The sequence below is a fragment of the Rhizobium sp. YS-1r genome, assembly GCF_000757525.1.
GTDB classification, from domain to species: Bacteria; Pseudomonadota; Alphaproteobacteria; order Rhizobiales; family Rhizobiaceae; genus Neorhizobium; species Neorhizobium petrolearium.
In genome coordinates this window covers 57358-72817 of sequence record NZ_JPYQ01000001.1, presented here as the reverse complement: position 1 = coordinate 72817, position 15460 = coordinate 57358, and the positions used below count along the sequence as shown (strand labels likewise).

At 60.1% G+C, this 15460-nt stretch carries 9 protein-coding genes and 1 pseudogene; all 10 read left to right on the top strand.

Going from position 1 to position 15460, the window contains the following annotated elements; translation table 11 throughout:
- Positions 1 to 105: 105 nt before the first annotated feature.
- Positions 106 to 1116 (top strand): iron-siderophore ABC transporter substrate-binding protein, encoded by a 1011-nt coding sequence (locus JL39_RS00325; protein WP_037145060.1) that lies wholly within the window; start codon positions 106 to 108, stop codon positions 1114 to 1116.
- Positions 1113 to 2153 (top strand): iron ABC transporter permease, encoded by a 1041-nt coding sequence (locus JL39_RS00320; RefSeq protein ID WP_037145058.1) that lies wholly within the window; start codon positions 1113 to 1115, stop codon positions 2151 to 2153. The genes JL39_RS00325 and JL39_RS00320 overlap by 4 nt, the downstream gene beginning before the upstream one ends.
- Positions 2150 to 3190 carry an iron ABC transporter permease gene (locus JL39_RS00315; RefSeq protein ID WP_037145056.1) on the top strand — a complete coding sequence of 347 codons (1041 nt, stop codon included), beginning with the start codon at positions 2150 to 2152 and terminating at the stop codon, positions 3188 to 3190. Before JL39_RS00320 ends, JL39_RS00315 begins: the two co-directional genes overlap by 4 nt.
- Positions 3187 to 4014, top strand: coding sequence for an ABC transporter ATP-binding protein (locus JL39_RS00310; RefSeq protein WP_037145053.1), 828 nt, complete (start codon positions 3187 to 3189; stop codon positions 4012 to 4014). The genes JL39_RS00315 and JL39_RS00310 overlap by 4 nt, the downstream gene beginning before the upstream one ends.
- Before the next feature lie 574 nt (positions 4015 to 4588).
- Positions 4589 to 6370: a diguanylate cyclase gene (locus tag JL39_RS00300; protein ID WP_037145048.1), complete on the top strand. Its 1782-nt coding sequence runs from the start codon at positions 4589 to 4591 to the stop codon at positions 6368 to 6370.
- A 211-nt stretch (positions 6371 to 6581) separates the two neighbouring features.
- Positions 6582 to 7541: a cellulose biosynthesis protein BcsN gene (gene bcsN / locus JL39_RS00295; protein WP_244446801.1), complete on the top strand. Its 960-nt coding sequence runs from the start codon at positions 6582 to 6584 to the stop codon at positions 7539 to 7541.
- Between the two features lie 49 nt (positions 7542 to 7590).
- Positions 7591 to 9777 (top strand): UDP-forming cellulose synthase catalytic subunit, encoded by a 2187-nt coding sequence (bcsA, locus tag JL39_RS00290; RefSeq protein ID WP_052182555.1) that lies wholly within the window; start codon positions 7591 to 7593, stop codon positions 9775 to 9777.
- On the top strand, positions 9774 to 12170 hold the full coding sequence (locus JL39_RS00285) for a cellulose biosynthesis cyclic di-GMP-binding regulatory protein BcsB (RefSeq protein WP_037145045.1): 2397 nt from the start codon (positions 9774 to 9776) through the stop codon (positions 12168 to 12170). The genes bcsA and JL39_RS00285 overlap by 4 nt, the downstream gene beginning before the upstream one ends.
- Positions 12167 to 13216, top strand: a complete 1050-nt coding sequence (locus tag JL39_RS00280; RefSeq protein WP_037145043.1) for a glycosyl hydrolase family 8 — start codon at positions 12167 to 12169, stop codon at positions 13214 to 13216. Before JL39_RS00285 ends, JL39_RS00280 begins: the two co-directional genes overlap by 4 nt.
- Positions 13217 to 13539: 323 nt before the next feature.
- Positions 13540 to 15456 (top strand): annotated as a pseudogene (locus tag JL39_RS00275) (cellulose synthase); the annotation flags it as partial.
- Positions 15457 to 15460 lie beyond the last annotated feature (4 nt).

The following is a 15460-nucleotide window of genomic DNA, read 5'->3' as shown; positions in this document are numbered from 1 at the left end:
ACGGGAATCTCACCGATCCCACCGGTCGCCGCCGACATAAAAGTTGACGCCTGTTTTTTAACCTGAAACTGGAAGTCCACTTAAACGTTTGGCGGAGTCTGCACAATGTTTCGGTTTTTGCTTTCGGCTCTGGCAGTAGCGGTCACCTGCATCTGGATAGCCGCGCCCGGCAGCGCCTCTGCGGATGACGCCACGACCTATCCGATCGTCATAAAGCATGCGCTGGGAACCACGGTCATTCCGAAGAAACCGGAGCGCATCGCGACCGTCGCGTGGGCCAATCATGAAGTTCCGCTGGCGCTCGGAGTGGTACCGGTCGGTTTCGCCAAAGCCAATTTCGGTGACGATGACGGTGACGGGGTACTCCCCTGGATTGCCCAGAGGCTGAAGGAACTGCATGCCGGCAAGCCGGTTCTCTTCGACGAGGGTGACGGAATCGATTTCGAAGCGGTGGCGGCGACAAGACCGGACGTGATACTGGCTTCTTATTCCGGTCTCAGCCAGTCCGACTACGATACGTTGAGCCAGATCGCCCCGGTCGTCGCCTATCCCGAGGCCGCGTGGTCGACCGACTGGCGCCAGATGATCCGTCTCAACAGCACCGGCATGGGCATGGCGGCGGAAGGCGAGACGCTGATCAGAAAAATCGAGGCCGAGATTTCCGAAGCCATTGCGACACATCCAGAAATCCGCGGCAAGAAGGCGATGTTCGTCACGCACCTGAACCCCCTCGACCTGAGCACGATCAACTTCTACACGACCAACGACACCCGGGTAAAATTCTTCAAGGACCTCGGACTGGAGAGCCCGAAGAGCGTCGTGGATGTGTCGGAGCCCGGCAAGTTTTCAGGTTCCATCAGCGCGGAGCGTATCGACCTCTTCGACGACGTGGACATCGTCGTCGCTTACGGCAACACGAAGCTCCTGTCGTCGGTGACGGCAAATCTGCTGATGTCGAAAATGCCGGCCGTCGAAAAGGGAGCGATCGTCATCCTGGGCGCGAATTCAGTCGGCACGGCTGCCAATCCGACGCCGCTTTCGATTTCCTGGGTCCTGAAGGACTATGTCGCACTGCTCGCCGAGGCTGCCGGGAAGTCGACCAGAAAATCGCAATGAGATCATTGAGAAGATCAGCCGTCCCGGCGTCCATAGCGGCGCGGTCGAATGGCGCAAGAAGCCTTTGGCTCGCTGGGCTCGTCGCCGTGCTGGCTTCGTTGCTGATGCTGTCCGTCACGGTCGGTACGCGAGAGGTGGCGTGGGCCGACATCACCGCCGCTCTTTTCGGAAAAGTCGACGATATCGGCCAGGCCGCGGTCGCAGTCCGTGTTCCGAGGACCGTGCTGGCGCTGCTGGCCGGCGCGGCACTCGGGCTAGCCGGGGCGATCATGCAGGGCGTGACGCGCAACCCCCTCGCCGATCCGGGCATCCTCGGGGTTAACATGGGCGCGTCACTCGCTGTCGTGATCGGCGTCGCATGGTTCGATGTCGCGTCGGCCGAGGCCTATATCTGGGTCGCCGTCCTTGGTGCGGGCTGTTCTGCCGTCTTTGTCTACACGATCGGTTCACTGGGACGCGGTGGCGCAACGCCGCTGAAACTGGCACTTGCCGGCGCCGCAACCTCGGTCGCTTTCTCTTCGATGGTAATTGCCGTCGTTCTGCCACGGGCCGATATCGCCGGCGGCATCCGTTCCTGGCAGATCGGTGGCGTCGGCGGCGCGACATTCGAACGTATCCTGCCCGTACTGCCCTTCCTGGCGGTCGGCTTCGCGATCAGCCTTCTGTCGGCACGGAAGTTGAATTCGCTGGCTCTCGGAGACGAAATGGCAGCCGGACTTGGCGAACGGGTTGCCGTCGCCCGCGCGGTGGCTGCACTCGGCGCAATCTTGCTGTGCGGGGCGACGACGGCCATTTGCGGGCCGATCGGCTTTCTGGGCCTGGTCGTGCCGCATCTCTGCCGGCTGCTGGTCGGCGTCGATCATCGCTGGCTGCTGCCCTTCTCGGCAATAGCCGGAGCATGCCTGCTGCTGGCCGCCGATGTCGTCGGGCGCGTCTTGGCCCGGCCGGCCGAACTCGATGTCGGCATCGTCACCGCCCTGATCGGCGCGCCCTTCTTCATCTGGATCGTCCGGCGCCAGCGGGTGCGAGAACTATGATGACAATCTCGCCGACGCTTGATCTCATTGTTGACGGCCGCCGGCGGCGTGGACGCAGGCATCTGCTGATCGTTGGCCTGCTCGGCCTTCTGGTTGCGGTAGCCTTTGCGCTGACCCTGTCGATCGGGCAGTCGATCACGCCGCCGAAAGACGTCCTTCGTATCCTGCTCGGCGAGGACGTGCCGGGCGCAGCCTTCACGGTCGGGCAGTTGCGGCTGCCGCGCGCCGTGCTCGCCGTTCTTGCGGGCCTCAGCTTCGGTCTCGGGGGCGTCGCCTTCCAGATCATGCTTCGCAATCCGCTGGCGAGCCCCGATATCGTCGGCATCAGTTCCGGCGCGAGTGCAGCCGCCGTGTTCGTCATCATCGTGCTGGGAATCAAGGGGCCGGCGGTTTCGATTTTCGCCGTGGCTGCCGGCCTCGGCGTGGCGGTTCTGGTCTATGGGCTCTCGTCCAGGAATGGTGTTGCAGGCACGCGGCTCATCCTGGTCGGGATCGGCGTCTCTGCAATGCTGGAAAGCGGGATCACCTACATACTCTCGCAAGCCCCCACCTGGAGCCTGCAGGAGGCGATGCGCTGGCTGACCGGGAGCGTCAACGGCGCGCAAATCGGCCAGGCGCTGCCGCTTCTGCTTGCGCTCGCAGTCTTCGGCGGATTGCTGCTGAGCCGCTCGAGGGATCTGGAGGCACTGAGGCTTGGAGACGATACGGCCGCCGCACTCGGCGTGCGGGTTGCTGCGACACGCGTGACGATCATCATCTGCGCAGTCGGCATCATCGCATCGGCGACGGCGGTGACCGGGCCGATCGCCTTCGTCGCCTTCCTGTCCGGGCCAATCGCCGCCCGTATCGTCGGCAATAGCGGATCGCTCCTGATCCCATCCGCCCTCGTGGGCGCATTGCTCGTCCTTGGAGGCGACTATGTCGGGCAGTTTCTTTTGCCGGGCCGTTATCCGGTCGGCGTCGTCACCGGTGCACTGGGCGCTCCTTACCTGATTTTTTTGATCGTGCGCGTCAACCGGACCGGAGGCTCGCTATGACCGTTCATACCCTCACCGCCAGCGAACTTTCCGCCGGCTATGGCGAAGCCGATATCCTGCATGATCTCGACCTTGTGGTGCCGCCCGGCAAGATCACCGTCATCGTCGGCGCCAATGCCTGCGGCAAGTCCACGCTTCTGCGCACCATGTCCCGGCTGCTTTCGCCGCGTCGGGGACAGGTCCTGCTGGATGGCAAGTCGATCCATCGAACACCGCCGCGGGAACTGGCGCAAACCCTCGGCCTGCTTCCCCAATCGCCGATCGCGCCGGAAGGCATCACCGTCGCCGATCTCGTCAGCCGCGGCAGGCATCCGCACCAGAACCTCTTTTCCCGCTGGACCCGCAAGGACGACGAAGCCGTGGATAGCGCGCTGACCGCGACCAAGACAGCCGAGCTTGCCGAGCGGCCGGTGGACGAACTGTCCGGCGGGCAGCGTCAGCGGGTCTGGATCGCCATGGCGCTGGCGCAGGAGACAAACGTCCTGCTGCTCGACGAGCCGACAACGTTTCTCGATATCAGCCATCAGATGGAGGTTCTCGACCTTCTGACCGACCTCAATCACACACGCGGCACCACCGTCGTCATGGTTCTCCACGACCTTAACCTCGCGGCCCGGTATGCGGACCATCTCGTCGCCATGAGGGAAGGCCGCGTACATGTTTCCGGCCTGCCAGAAGACGTGTTGACCGAGGAGAACGTGCGGCAGGTTTTCGGCCTTGAAAGCCGCATCATCATCGATCCCACATCCGGCCGGCCGATCATGCTCCCGATCGGCCGCTATCGCATGGCAAAACAGCAAGATCTCAAAGAGAACCTGGCATGACGCGATCCAGGAATTCAGCTTCTCGGGCATTGCGCTGCCGATTGATGCCGGCACTATGCGAACAAGCCTTGCTGACCAGCAGGCTAGGCTCTGCACGCATTCGCATTGAGGACGGGAGGCTCCTGATCGAATTGAGGTGCCTCTCGGAGCAGGCGCTCCAGATGAGCCGCACCAGCATTGCGGAGCACCTGTTCTATTTCTCGGTGAGGATCCTTTCGTGCTGACCTGGTCCGAGCCGGCACCCCGGCGGATGATCGAGAACCTTCATCACATCACCGGCGTTTCAGCCGAGGATGTTACGTCGCATATGCGTCCCTATCCCCCCAGAGCAGGTCCGCGCGAGGAAGGCATCTCGTCGCCGAAACGTCTGACCACGAAGCGGTGTTCTTCGAGTGACGCTTCCGGATCGAATAGCTTCACGTTTACTGCGTGGAGTGGCCGTGCTTTGAAAAAGATCTTCGGGAGAGCTCTGTGCGTGCTGATGATACGACTATCAGCTTGCCGGCTTTTCTGGTGCTTGCATGTGAGGGTTCTCTTTAATGCTCCTTCAACGAGGGGCCGATATCCTGCGTTTATGAGAATAAGCACGATCACCAACTGGGCCTATGCCATCACAGTCGTTCTCACGGCCCTTTCAGGCGCTGCCTTCATCATGTCGTCGCGGAGCGCCGTCCAGGAACGGCTTGCCGTCGAGGAGCACCTGACCTTTGACACATTGGCGGAGGAGCTTGCGCTCGGAGCCGAAGTCAGAAGCGATGAGGCCAGGCTCTATGTCATGCGCGGTGAAGAGCGGCATCTGCAGGCGTTTCGCGCGGAAGAGGAAGGGGAGCGGCGGCACGAGGCCGCCGCAGCCAAGCTCGCTTCTCAAGATCTGTCACCGACGGAGGCCGGGGCGCTGCAGGAGATCGACACGGAAGCGGAGGAGCTGGACAAGATCGAGATCGCGGCAATCGAGGCCTTCCAGCGCGGGGACAGGAGCGGCGCGCAAGGTATGCTCTTCGGGCCAGAACACGAAAGACTGCAAGCCGCGCTTCTCGACACCGTTACTCATTTCCGGGATTTGACCGCGACACGCACGGGTATGCAGCTCCAGGCGGCACAGGCACGCAGCGACTGGTGGGGCCTTGTTGCCAAGATCATGCTCGCGATAACAGGGCTGCTTTTCCTCGGCGTTCTCTACTTCATCTTAAGACGACGGGTCGCCGTACCGCTTGTGCGCATGACCGGCATCGTCGGCAGGCTGGCGAAACAGGACTATACAGTCGATGTTCCCGCCGACCCGCGGCGCGATGAAATCGGCGAGATGAACCAGGCCATCCAGATATTCCGCGCCAATGGCATCGAACGGGAGCGGCTCGACGCCGAAAGGAGAGCGGATCAGCGCACCAAGGACCTTATCCTGCAGATGATGCATCGCCTGCAGGCATGTGCAAACGGAGCGGAACTCGCCGATGTCGTCGCTCGCTTCGCTCCTCAGATTTTCCCCGACATCGCCGGTGGCCTCTACGTTCTCGATGGAAGCCAGGTGTCCCTGACACGTGCGAGCGCATGGCTCGACCCTCATCATTCCGAGGTCACCTTCCCGGCGTCAGCGTGCTGGGGTCTACGGCGCGGCCGTCCCCATGCAAGCGGCGGAGACGACGCTAACGTTTCTTGTCTCCACCTCGACGGAGCGGAAGTGACTGCCCTTTGTGTCCCATTGACGGCTCAGGGCGATACGATTGGCCTTCTCTATCTTGAAGAGCGTGGGGGTAAGGCGCTTCGTCTGGAAAGCAGCCGTCTTTATCTGGAGCTGATTGCCGAGAATGTCGGTCTTGCAATCGCCAATCTTCAGCTCCGTGAGAAACTTACTGCTCTCGCCGCACGTGACCCGCTTACGGGTCTGTTCAACCGCCGTTTCCTGGACGAGACATTGGAGAGGTACAGCCGAGACCTGGCGGATCAGCCGCTTGCATGCCTGATGATTGATATCGATCATTTCAAACGCTTCAACGATGAGTTCGGCCATGACGCGGGTGACATGGTGATGCAACATGTTGGGCGGGTGCTGCGCGACGTGGTCGGACAATCCGGCCATGCGTTCCGCTTTGGCGGCGAAGAGTTCACCATCCTGCTTCCCGGCCTTAGCGAAGCGGAGGGGTTTCAGTTGGCCGAGGAGTTGCGGGAAAAGGTCAGCAGCGGCGTGCTCTCGCATTCAGGCCGGATCATCGGGAGTGTCCCGATCTCCTTGGGAGTAGCAGCCTCTCCGATGGAGGGATCAGTGGAGACGCTGGTGGCGCGCGCCGATGCCGCGTTGCTGAAAGCCAAGTCACAAGGTCGCAATCAGACTGTCGCGGCAAGCCGGAGTGGTCGGTAACGAGCTCTCGACTCAGCGCGGAAAACCGAACAGAGTTTCCAGTCCGTGGCCTCGAAAGCCGGCAATCTGTGGAGAGTTCATCCAAAGTGCCCGTTCGGGTATGTTAACAACCCGTTAAGCATATTTGTTGTTTATTGAATTCTAATAGTCCTGCGTCGTTGAATGCAAAATTCCCCGCCCGAATTGCCGAGGTTATCCAGGGAAAACGACATTGCCGATTTCAATTGCGCGCATTCTGTGGATTGTTACCGGGCTGGGCGCCACGGTTACACTTTCAGCATGCAGCACGACCGGAAATGTCGGACACCCGTCGGGACCGCAGCTTGTACCCAGTGAGAAAGCCCTCATAATGCCGCCTCCGGGCGGGCCGGCAATCGTGGGAGTGGTGGAGCGCATCCGGGGTAACGGCATCGAGCAGACCGTGGCGCTTTCGACCTCCTCGAAAATCCCGGGACAGAACTATCTCAGAATTCATTTCTTCGGTGCTCAAGGATCTGCGCCGGACGTCCCCGACGCGACGTTCAGGACCATCAACGAAAACGACCTCCGGCGCGAGATTGCCCGCGCCGCGCCAGGCGTCCCAATGGTCCGTGCGGCGACCTTTCTCCAGAATACCTACGGCCCATTCGGCTATGCGTCCGGACGAGGCCAAGGCGGCGATACATGCCTGTTTGCCTGGCAGCAGATTCGCTCCCCCAGCACATCCTCTGGCATAGGCCGCGGGTTCGGCATGATCCAGGTAAGGCTCAGGCTCTGCGACAATCAGGCAACTGCGCGGCAGATGCTGAATGCAATGTACGGCTTTACCATCGTCGGAACGTTCAAGGGTAGAATGTGGAATCCTTACGGCGACGTAGCCGAGGCGGACGAAAGACTAGGCCGCACCGGAGAACCGATTTATCCGGAAGGCGCGTTTTCCCGGCGATCCGTCTCCCTCGGCTACGGCATGTCAACGGGCGCCCCCCAACCCCTTCCTGCTCGTCGCAAGGCGGTGGAGCAGGTTTCTCAGCCGGAGACCGAAGCGGCAGCTCCAGCCGGGCCGCGTGTTCCACTGCCGGATCCGGGAGCGGGCGTATCCGGCAGCTCCAGTTCAACCGAGGCGACGGGAACCACTGTTCCTTCACCTGATTGCGTAGGCACCGAAGCTATGACAGCGGCGTGCCGGAAATAACGGCGCATCCGGCACGTTTTCATGCCGACTTTCTGCCAGAGGAATGCCAATGCGTAAGGTGCAAAGCATCATTTTGTGGGCAGTCATTACGGTTTGCGTAATCGGATTGATCACGCTTCCGGTCAATCTTCAGACCCAGCTCATCGCCAGCACCACTGTCGTTTCGCTCATGGCCATCATCAAGATTCTGAAGGCCGGCGGGGTCTGGCGTCTGATAGCCCTCGCGTTCGGCACCGCCATCGTCCTGCGGTATGTCTACTGGCGCACGACCGAAACGCTTCCTCCCGTGAACCAGCCCGAGAACTTCATCCCCGGCCTGCTTCTCTACCTCGCCGAGATGTACAGCGTCATGATGCTGGGGCTGAGCCTTTTCATCGTCGCCATGCCCATGGCGTCCCGCCCGTCCCGCGTCACGGAAAAGAAACTCTATCCGTCCGTCGATGTCTTCGTTCCATCCTATAACGAGGATGTCACACTGTTGACCAATACGCTCGCCGCGGCAAAAGCCATGGATTATCCGGCCGACAAGCTGACGGTCTGGCTATTGGACGACGGAGGGACCCTGCAAAAGCAGAACTCGCCGGATGTGCGCGAAGCCGAAGCGGCAATAGCCCGAAATCAGATCCTGAACAGTCTCTGCGACGAACTCGGGGTCAACTACCTCACCCGCACCCACAACCAGCACGCCAAAGCGGGCAATCTCAATAACGGCCTGAAACATTCGAAGGGAGAACTGGTTGCCGTTTTCGATGCAGATCACGCTCCCGCGCGCGATTTTCTACTGGAGACGGTGGGTTATTTTGCGGATGACCCGAAGCTTTTCCTGGTTCAGACGCCGCACTTTTTCATCAACCCGGATCCTCTGGAGCGAAATCTCCGCACATTCGACCGGATGCCGAGCGAAAACGAGATGTTCTACGGCATCATCCAGAGGGGGCTTGATAAGTGGAACGCCGCCTTCTTCTGCGGTTCGGCCGCTGTACTCAGTCGCCGTGCGCTGGAAACCACAGAAGGGTTCAGCGGGATCAGCATCACGGAAGACTGCGAGACAGCGCTGGCGCTTCACAGTGCCGGATGGAATAGTGTCTATGTCGACAAACCGTTGATTGCCGGTCTGCAGCCGGCCACATTTGCAAGCTTTATCGGCCAGCGAAGCCGCTGGGCGCAGGGAATGATGCAAATTCTGCGCTTCCGCTTCCCGCTTTTGAAGCGCGGCTTATCCTTTCCTCAGCGGCTCTGTTACATGTCGTCGACATTGTTCTGGCTGTTCCCCTTTCCACGCACGATCTTTCTCTTCGCGCCGCTTTTCTACCTTCTGTTGGATCTGCAGATATTTACGGCTTCCGGAGGCGAGTTTCTGGCCTATACGCTCGCCTATATGCTCGTGAATCTGATGATGCAGAATTCCCTTTACGGATCATTCCGCTGGCCGTGGATTTCGGAGCTCTACGAATATGTCCAGACCGTGCATCTGTTGCCCGCCGTTATTTCGGTCATGGTCAATCCGCGCAAACCAACCTTCAAGGTCACCGCCAAGGACGAGTCGGTTGCGGTCAGCCGGCTCTCGGAAATCAGCCGGCCCTTCTTCGTCATCTTTGCCGCCTTGGCCATTGCTCTGGGAATTGCTGTCTATCGTGTCTACACCGAGCCTTACAAGGCGGATGTCACGTTGGTTGTCGGCGGCTGGAATCTGCTCAATCTCATTCTTGCCGGCTGCGCGCTGGGGGTGGTCTCCGAACGCGGAGAACCTTCGTCATCCAGGCGAGTAAAAGTCCGCCGCCGCTGCGAATTCGGCATGGGTGGGACCTGGCATCCCGCGTCCATCGAAGATGTTTCCGTCGGCGGCACCCGCCTCCAGGTCTTTAGCCGTGCCCTGTCCCAGTCAGATCTTTCCGCAGAAGCCGCAATCAGATTTCAACCCCATGGCGGAGGAGAACCTGTCATGCTTCCCCTCGTTATCAGACGGGTCGAGCCTTCAGGGGATGCGACGATGCTCGGCTGCCAGTATCAGCCGAAGGGGCCGCTGGACCATCGTTGGATTGCCGATCTGATTTTTGCCAACTCCGCCCAATGGGCTGAATTTCAACAGAGCCGACGTCGCAATCCCGGGCTTCTGCGCGGAACGATCTGGTTTCTTGGGTTATCCATCTACCAGACCCATCGGGGATTGCTATATTTCCTCCTTGGGATAACGCGGAGGCGCGATAATAAACCCGGCGGGGGCAACAGCCAATGAACCGCTCCCTTGCATGCCTGACACTCGCTCTGACAGCTCTTCTCGCTGTCGTGCGGATTTCGGACGCCCAGCCCGCGCCCTTCGACATGTCGGGCGAACGACCGCCAGAGCCGCCTGCCCCACCCCGCTTGGTATTTCCCGATCTTTCCCGCCCTCCCGTCCCCCAGGATCGGACATCCGCTCCTCAGAGACATGCGCCAGCGCCTTCCGACGCCGCACCTCGACCCGCCGCAGATGCACGGGAACAGGACAGAAGCCGCCGGTATCTTGTCCCGGCGTCCGATCTCGCCCTGGCAGGAGAGTACGACCGCCGCTCCTGGTCGATCTACCTGACGGAAGAACAGGCCGCATCGCCGGCAAAGCTCAATCTCCAATATCAGAACGCAATCGTCGTTGCTCCGGAAGCCTCGTTGCTGACGGTGTCGATCAACGAACACGAGATCGTACGGCAACGAATCAGCTCACCAAACGGTCCAAATAGGCTTGCGTTTGACGTCCCGCCCAACGTCCTTCATCCCGGCGGAAATCTTGTCGAGTTTCGCGCGACTCAACGTCATCGGACGGATTGCGATATACGATCTACCTATGACCTCTGGACCAATGTCGACCCTTCGCAAACCTATCTTGAATTTACCGGTATCCCCGCTCCCGCGCCGTCGGTGACCGAGGCAGTCCGGGCCGTGGGCGGTGATGCAAACGGCAATACTGAATTCCAGTTTCTCGTACCGGCTGCGGGGCAAGCGGGCCGCACCAAATCATTGCTTCGGCTCGCACAAGGCTTGTCGCTTCTGTCCGGAATGCCAAACCAGCTCTTTTCTTTCAACTCCGACCGTCTCGGAGCACTTGGCCCTGGCAAGTTCGGTGTAATCATTGGTACTGTCGCTGAGCTGCAGCCCGTTTTCCCCGCACTCCCTCCGTCAGCAGGATCCGCGGCGACAGCAGCCCTGGTTAAGGATCCCAACAGCGATGAACAGGTGCTTCTGCTTACGGGGCCTTCCTGGAATGCGATCGATGCAGCTGTCGAGACCATAGTTGCGCCCACGGATCGCCCCCCCGAAATTCGGCGCGATGTCATGGCCACGCAGCGCTGGGCAGCACCCGATGCGCCGCTTCTCTTCGGCGGAGAGAGACTCTCCTTCTCTCAATTGGGGTTAAGGACCACGGAATTTTCGGGCCGCCGGTTCCGCACCAGCTTCAACATAGCGGTTCCGTCTGATTTCTATGCAAGCGCCTACGGCGAAGCAAACTTGCTGATCGATGCAGCGTTTGCAGCGAATGTCCGGCCCGGCAGTCATCTCGACGTATATGTGAACGGAAACGTCGCCACGAACTTGCCGATCACATCCGATAACGGCGGCCTTTTTCGGCATCTCCCCATCCGTATGACGCTCCGCCACTTCAAGCCTGGCCTCAACTCCGTCTCGCTTGAGGCCATTCTCCTTACCGACGAAGATGATGTCTGCATTCCCGGCAGCACGGCTTCCACTGAACCTCGCTTCGCGCTTTTCGACAGTTCCGAATTCAACATGCCGCAATTTGCGCGGATCGGCCGGAATCCCAGCCTGGAGGCGCTTTCAGGGACGGCTTTTCCCTACAGCCGCAGGACGGACCCAATCATGCTCTGGATGGATCGCTTCGACGCCAACACGCTGACGGCCACCTCGACATTTCTATCACGTCTTGCATTCGTAGGGGGACACCCGATTACCGTCGAACCCGTTGCCTCCCCGGGTGCCATTGGCAACCGCGATGCTCTTTTTGCAGGATCGATCTCGCAAATACCCTCGACGGTGCTATCTCAAGTCAATATCGCGCCGGAAAGCGTTGCCACGTGGCGTGCCGCCGGAGCGCCTGTCCAGAACGAGGACACGATGGCGACATTTGAAAAGTGGCGCACGCAAGTCCGGGGAAGCATCTGGCGCGACCAGATTGCTCGATTTCAGGAATGGCTGAATCGTAATTTCAACATATCGTTGAGTTCGTTCCAGCTTTTGCCACAGCCAGAGCAGGTATTTCATCCTTCAAGCAACGATACCTTTATTCTCGCGCAGGGCCAAAGCACCAACGGAAACGGCTCCTGGACCGTGATCAGCGCCCGAACCCCGGAGGAACTTCGACAGGGCGCAGAGGCGCTCACGCGTCAGCAGAACTGGCAACAGGTTACAGGGCGAATTACGACTTATGAAGGCAAAATACAGAAAGTTGCGTCTCTGTCTGCCTCACGCTTCACCTTTGTGCAGACCGTCAGCCCATCGCTCGGAAACTACCGCCTGATCGCAGCCAACTGGCTTTCGAACAATATACTCTTCTATTCATTGGCGCTCGTGGCTCTGGCTGTCTTCCTGGGGCTATCGACGGCGGCTCTGCTTTCCTCCTTTGGGAGGAGCAGATGAAGGACCGGCCCCGATGGATCATCATAGGCATGTTCGCCCTTGCAGTTTCGGTCAGTTCGGCGGCGGCGCAACAGCCGCATGTCTCAAAGGAATTCTGGTCTCTTTATAAAGCCAGGTTTCTGAACGGGAGCGGCCGGATTGTCGACAATGCCAATGGCGACATCAGCCATAGCGAAGGACAGGGATACGGTCTGCTTCTTTCCTTCCTCGCCGACAATCCTGCGGATTTCGAGCAGATCTGGTCGTTCACCCGCACCGAGCTTCTTGTTCGCGATGACGGTCTGGCGGCCTGGAAATGGGATCCTGCCGCGACCCCTCATGTTACTGACAGCAACAACGCGACCGATGGTGACATTCTGATCGCTTATGCCTTGGCGCTCGCGGGCTCTTCATGGCATCGGCTCGACTATGTGGAACAGGCGGTAAGGATCGCAAACAGTCTGCTGTCGCACACTGTCGTGGGAGTCAAAGGGCAAACCGTTCTCTTACCGGCCACAGCAGGGTTCGGCGCAGGTGAGCGAGAAGATGCTCCGGTCATAAATCCTTCCTATTGGATTTTCGAAGCCCTGCCGGTGATGGCGTTGCTCGCGCCTTCCGACGATTGGGCCAAGCTGTCCGAGGATGGGCTGGCATTGCTGCGTGTCTCGCAGTTTGGTCCACGAAGGCTTCCGTCAGAATGGGAGAGTCTTGCCCACAAGCCAAAGCCCGCCGCCGGTTTTCCGCAGGAATTCGGCTATAACGCCGTGAGGATACCGCTCTATCTCATGAGGGCGAACATATATGACAGGGACCTGCTCACTCGCCTCTCTCAAGGCATGACTGACGAAGGAGGAACCTTATCGACGATCGATCTGGAAACAGGCCGGACCAAGGAACCGCTGAGCGACCCAGGTTATCAAATTATTAACCATGTTATAGGCTGTGTACTTAACGGGACAAAGTTGCCAGCCTCGGTCCAACAGTTCGAGCCAATCCTGTATTATCCGTCCACGCTGCAGCTGTTGGCACTTGCATTCGTCAGGGAAAGGCATCCGGAGTGTCTTTGAAGCTGTCATGGATTCTTTTCTTGACTGCGGCGATATCGGGGGGCCTCCTGACGTCGATCGCCGGCGACGCTTCCGTTGATGACATCTTCACCCAGTCTCAGACCGCGCTTGGCGCTTCCGGAGCGCCCAGGGGAAACCGCCTGGCCCAAAACGAGCAAAATCCCGATGCCGGGACGATTGCAGAGCAGATTCGCGCGACGCAACGGCCTCCGCGATCAAGCCAACAGGGCACCGATTCCTTCCCTGCCCCGATTGTCTCTCAAGTTCAGCCGCCCCCGACCGGAGAAGACGGAACTGGCCAGTCCGCCCCAGAGCAGCCAATCGAACCGGAGGTCGACGAAAGCGCTCTGCGGTATTTTGCGGCACGGGGAGACCGGGCCAGGCTCGAAGCAGAGATCGCCCGCTTGCGTACGCTTTATCCGAACTGGACGCCCCCAGCAGATCCGCTCGCCGTTCCGGAAAATCGCGACCGGCAACTGGAAGACATGTGGCAGCTTTATTCGGAAGGGCATTACGCGGAAGTCCGCAAAGCGATCGCCGAAAGGCTGGCAACGGAGAGCGGATGGCAGCCACCCCCTGACCTTCTGGAAAGACTCCAAGTCGCGGAATCGCGTGTCCGGCTGGTGAACGCGTCGAATCTCAAGCAATATTCAACCGTCATCGAGATTGGAGCCGCCACTTCGAGCCTTCTCAATTGCGGCGACGTGGACGTGCTGTGGCGTATTGCCGAAGCCTTCATCCGGACGGATCGCCAACAAAGAGGCGTCGATGCCTATACCTATATCCTGAAGAACTGCACTAGCTCTCGGGAACGATCGGCGACGATCGAGAAGGCAGCCGAGCTCCTGCCCTATGGTTCCGTTCAGGCTCTCCTTGCGCTTGAACAGACCGGTCAATCCGGCAGTCGCGAGTTCGACGGAATTCGCGACGAGCTGGCTCGTCGGTTCGTGGGCGAAGCCGGCGAAAAACCAGAGCTTACAATCGACTCGCAATATTTGAAGCGCATCCGAGGGCTGGCTGCTCGGGAGCAGCGCGCTTCGGACTCTCTGCTGCTGGGCTGGTACTATCTTCGCCGCAAGAATATGGCGGAAGCCGAGCGATGGTTTCGCGCCTCACGAGAGAAGGAAAATTCTGCCGCAGCGTCGCAAGGGCTTGCCGTTGCGCTGATTGCCCGAAATGCTGCGGCCGAAGCCGAAGAGGTCATGTACGGTTGGAGGAGCGACTCCGAGGAAGCGACGGCGACCTATCTGGCTGCAACCGCCAATCTCCTTTCCGGTGATCCGTTGCCTTCTATCCCGGAGCCTGTCTTGCAACGCGTGGCTGCGGCGGTACTCCAGGAAAAATATGTGCCGACTGCGCAACAGCTGGGCTGGTATGCCCGTGCGCTGGATCAGCCGCAAACGGCCATACGCTGGTTTGAGACAGCTTTGCAGTGGAAACCGGATGACGAACCATCGGCCTACGGGCTCGCCATCACGAAACAACAGATCAATGACAGGGCCGGAGTACAGGCGCTTCAGCGTGCCTGGGCCGGTCGTTCCGAACGCATTGCCAATCTGGCTCTGTTGACGGCCCGCACGCCCTCCTCCGCCCCCGCAAAACCGCCCGTTTCCAGCGGAACATCAATACAAGCCCGCCCTTCGGCCAGCCCAGACGGTCCCTCGCCGAAAGCGGTCGTCGCCGGCAGGGAAGCAGGGCCGGCCGAGACGCGCAGGTCGATCGGCTGTTCGACGACCGCGCAGATAACAGGCCTTTCCTCCGATCAGGCGCTTGCGCGCGGATGGTGTCTCATGGACCTCAACCGGCCGATCGAGGCAGCTACGGCATTTGAGGTCGCACTTCAAAGTCGCACGCAGCGCGTCCGCGAGGACGCCGCCTATGGGCAGAGCCTGGCTTATCTCAGGCTCGGTCTCACAGGCAAAGCTGCAGTGGCCGCCACAAAGGCTCCGCAGAGCTCGCAAAGGGCTGTGGAGCTTCAGGTTGCAATCCTGGCCGATTACGCAATCTCCGCCTTCGATGCCGGACGTTACAGGGAAGCCCTCATCTATCTCGATCAGCGGTCCGAACTGCAGCAGGAATCGGCCGACCTGATGGTCCTGCGCGGCTACAGCTACATGAATCTCGACAGGCCTCGGGACGCATTGAGAATTTTCGAGGCGGTGGCGGCAACCGGCAATCGGGACGCAAGCCGCGGCATGGCGGACGTGCGGGCAATGCTACAGCTGGGAGGTGGCACCTGATGCT

Bases quoted from the DNA above. Each gene is read 5' to 3' on its own strand.
- JL39_RS00325 (WP_037145060.1), top strand. From the start codon at position 106: ATGTTTCGGTTTTTGCTTTCGGCTCTGGCAGTAGCGGTCACCTGCATC.
- JL39_RS00320 (WP_037145058.1), top strand. From the start codon at position 1,113: ATGAGATCATTGAGAAGATCAGCCGTCCCGGCGTCCATAGCGGCGCGG.
- JL39_RS00315 (WP_037145056.1), top strand. From the start codon at position 2,150: ATGATGACAATCTCGCCGACGCTTGATCTCATTGTTGACGGCCGCCGG.
- JL39_RS00310 (WP_037145053.1), top strand. From the start codon at position 3,187: ATGACCGTTCATACCCTCACCGCCAGCGAACTTTCCGCCGGCTATGGC.
- JL39_RS00300 (WP_037145048.1), top strand. From the start codon at position 4,589: ATGAGAATAAGCACGATCACCAACTGGGCCTATGCCATCACAGTCGTT.
- bcsA (WP_052182555.1), top strand. From the start codon at position 7,591: ATGCGTAAGGTGCAAAGCATCATTTTGTGGGCAGTCATTACGGTTTGC.
- JL39_RS00285 (WP_037145045.1), top strand. From the start codon at position 9,774: ATGAACCGCTCCCTTGCATGCCTGACACTCGCTCTGACAGCTCTTCTC.
- JL39_RS00280 (WP_037145043.1), top strand. From the start codon at position 12,167: ATGAAGGACCGGCCCCGATGGATCATCATAGGCATGTTCGCCCTTGCA.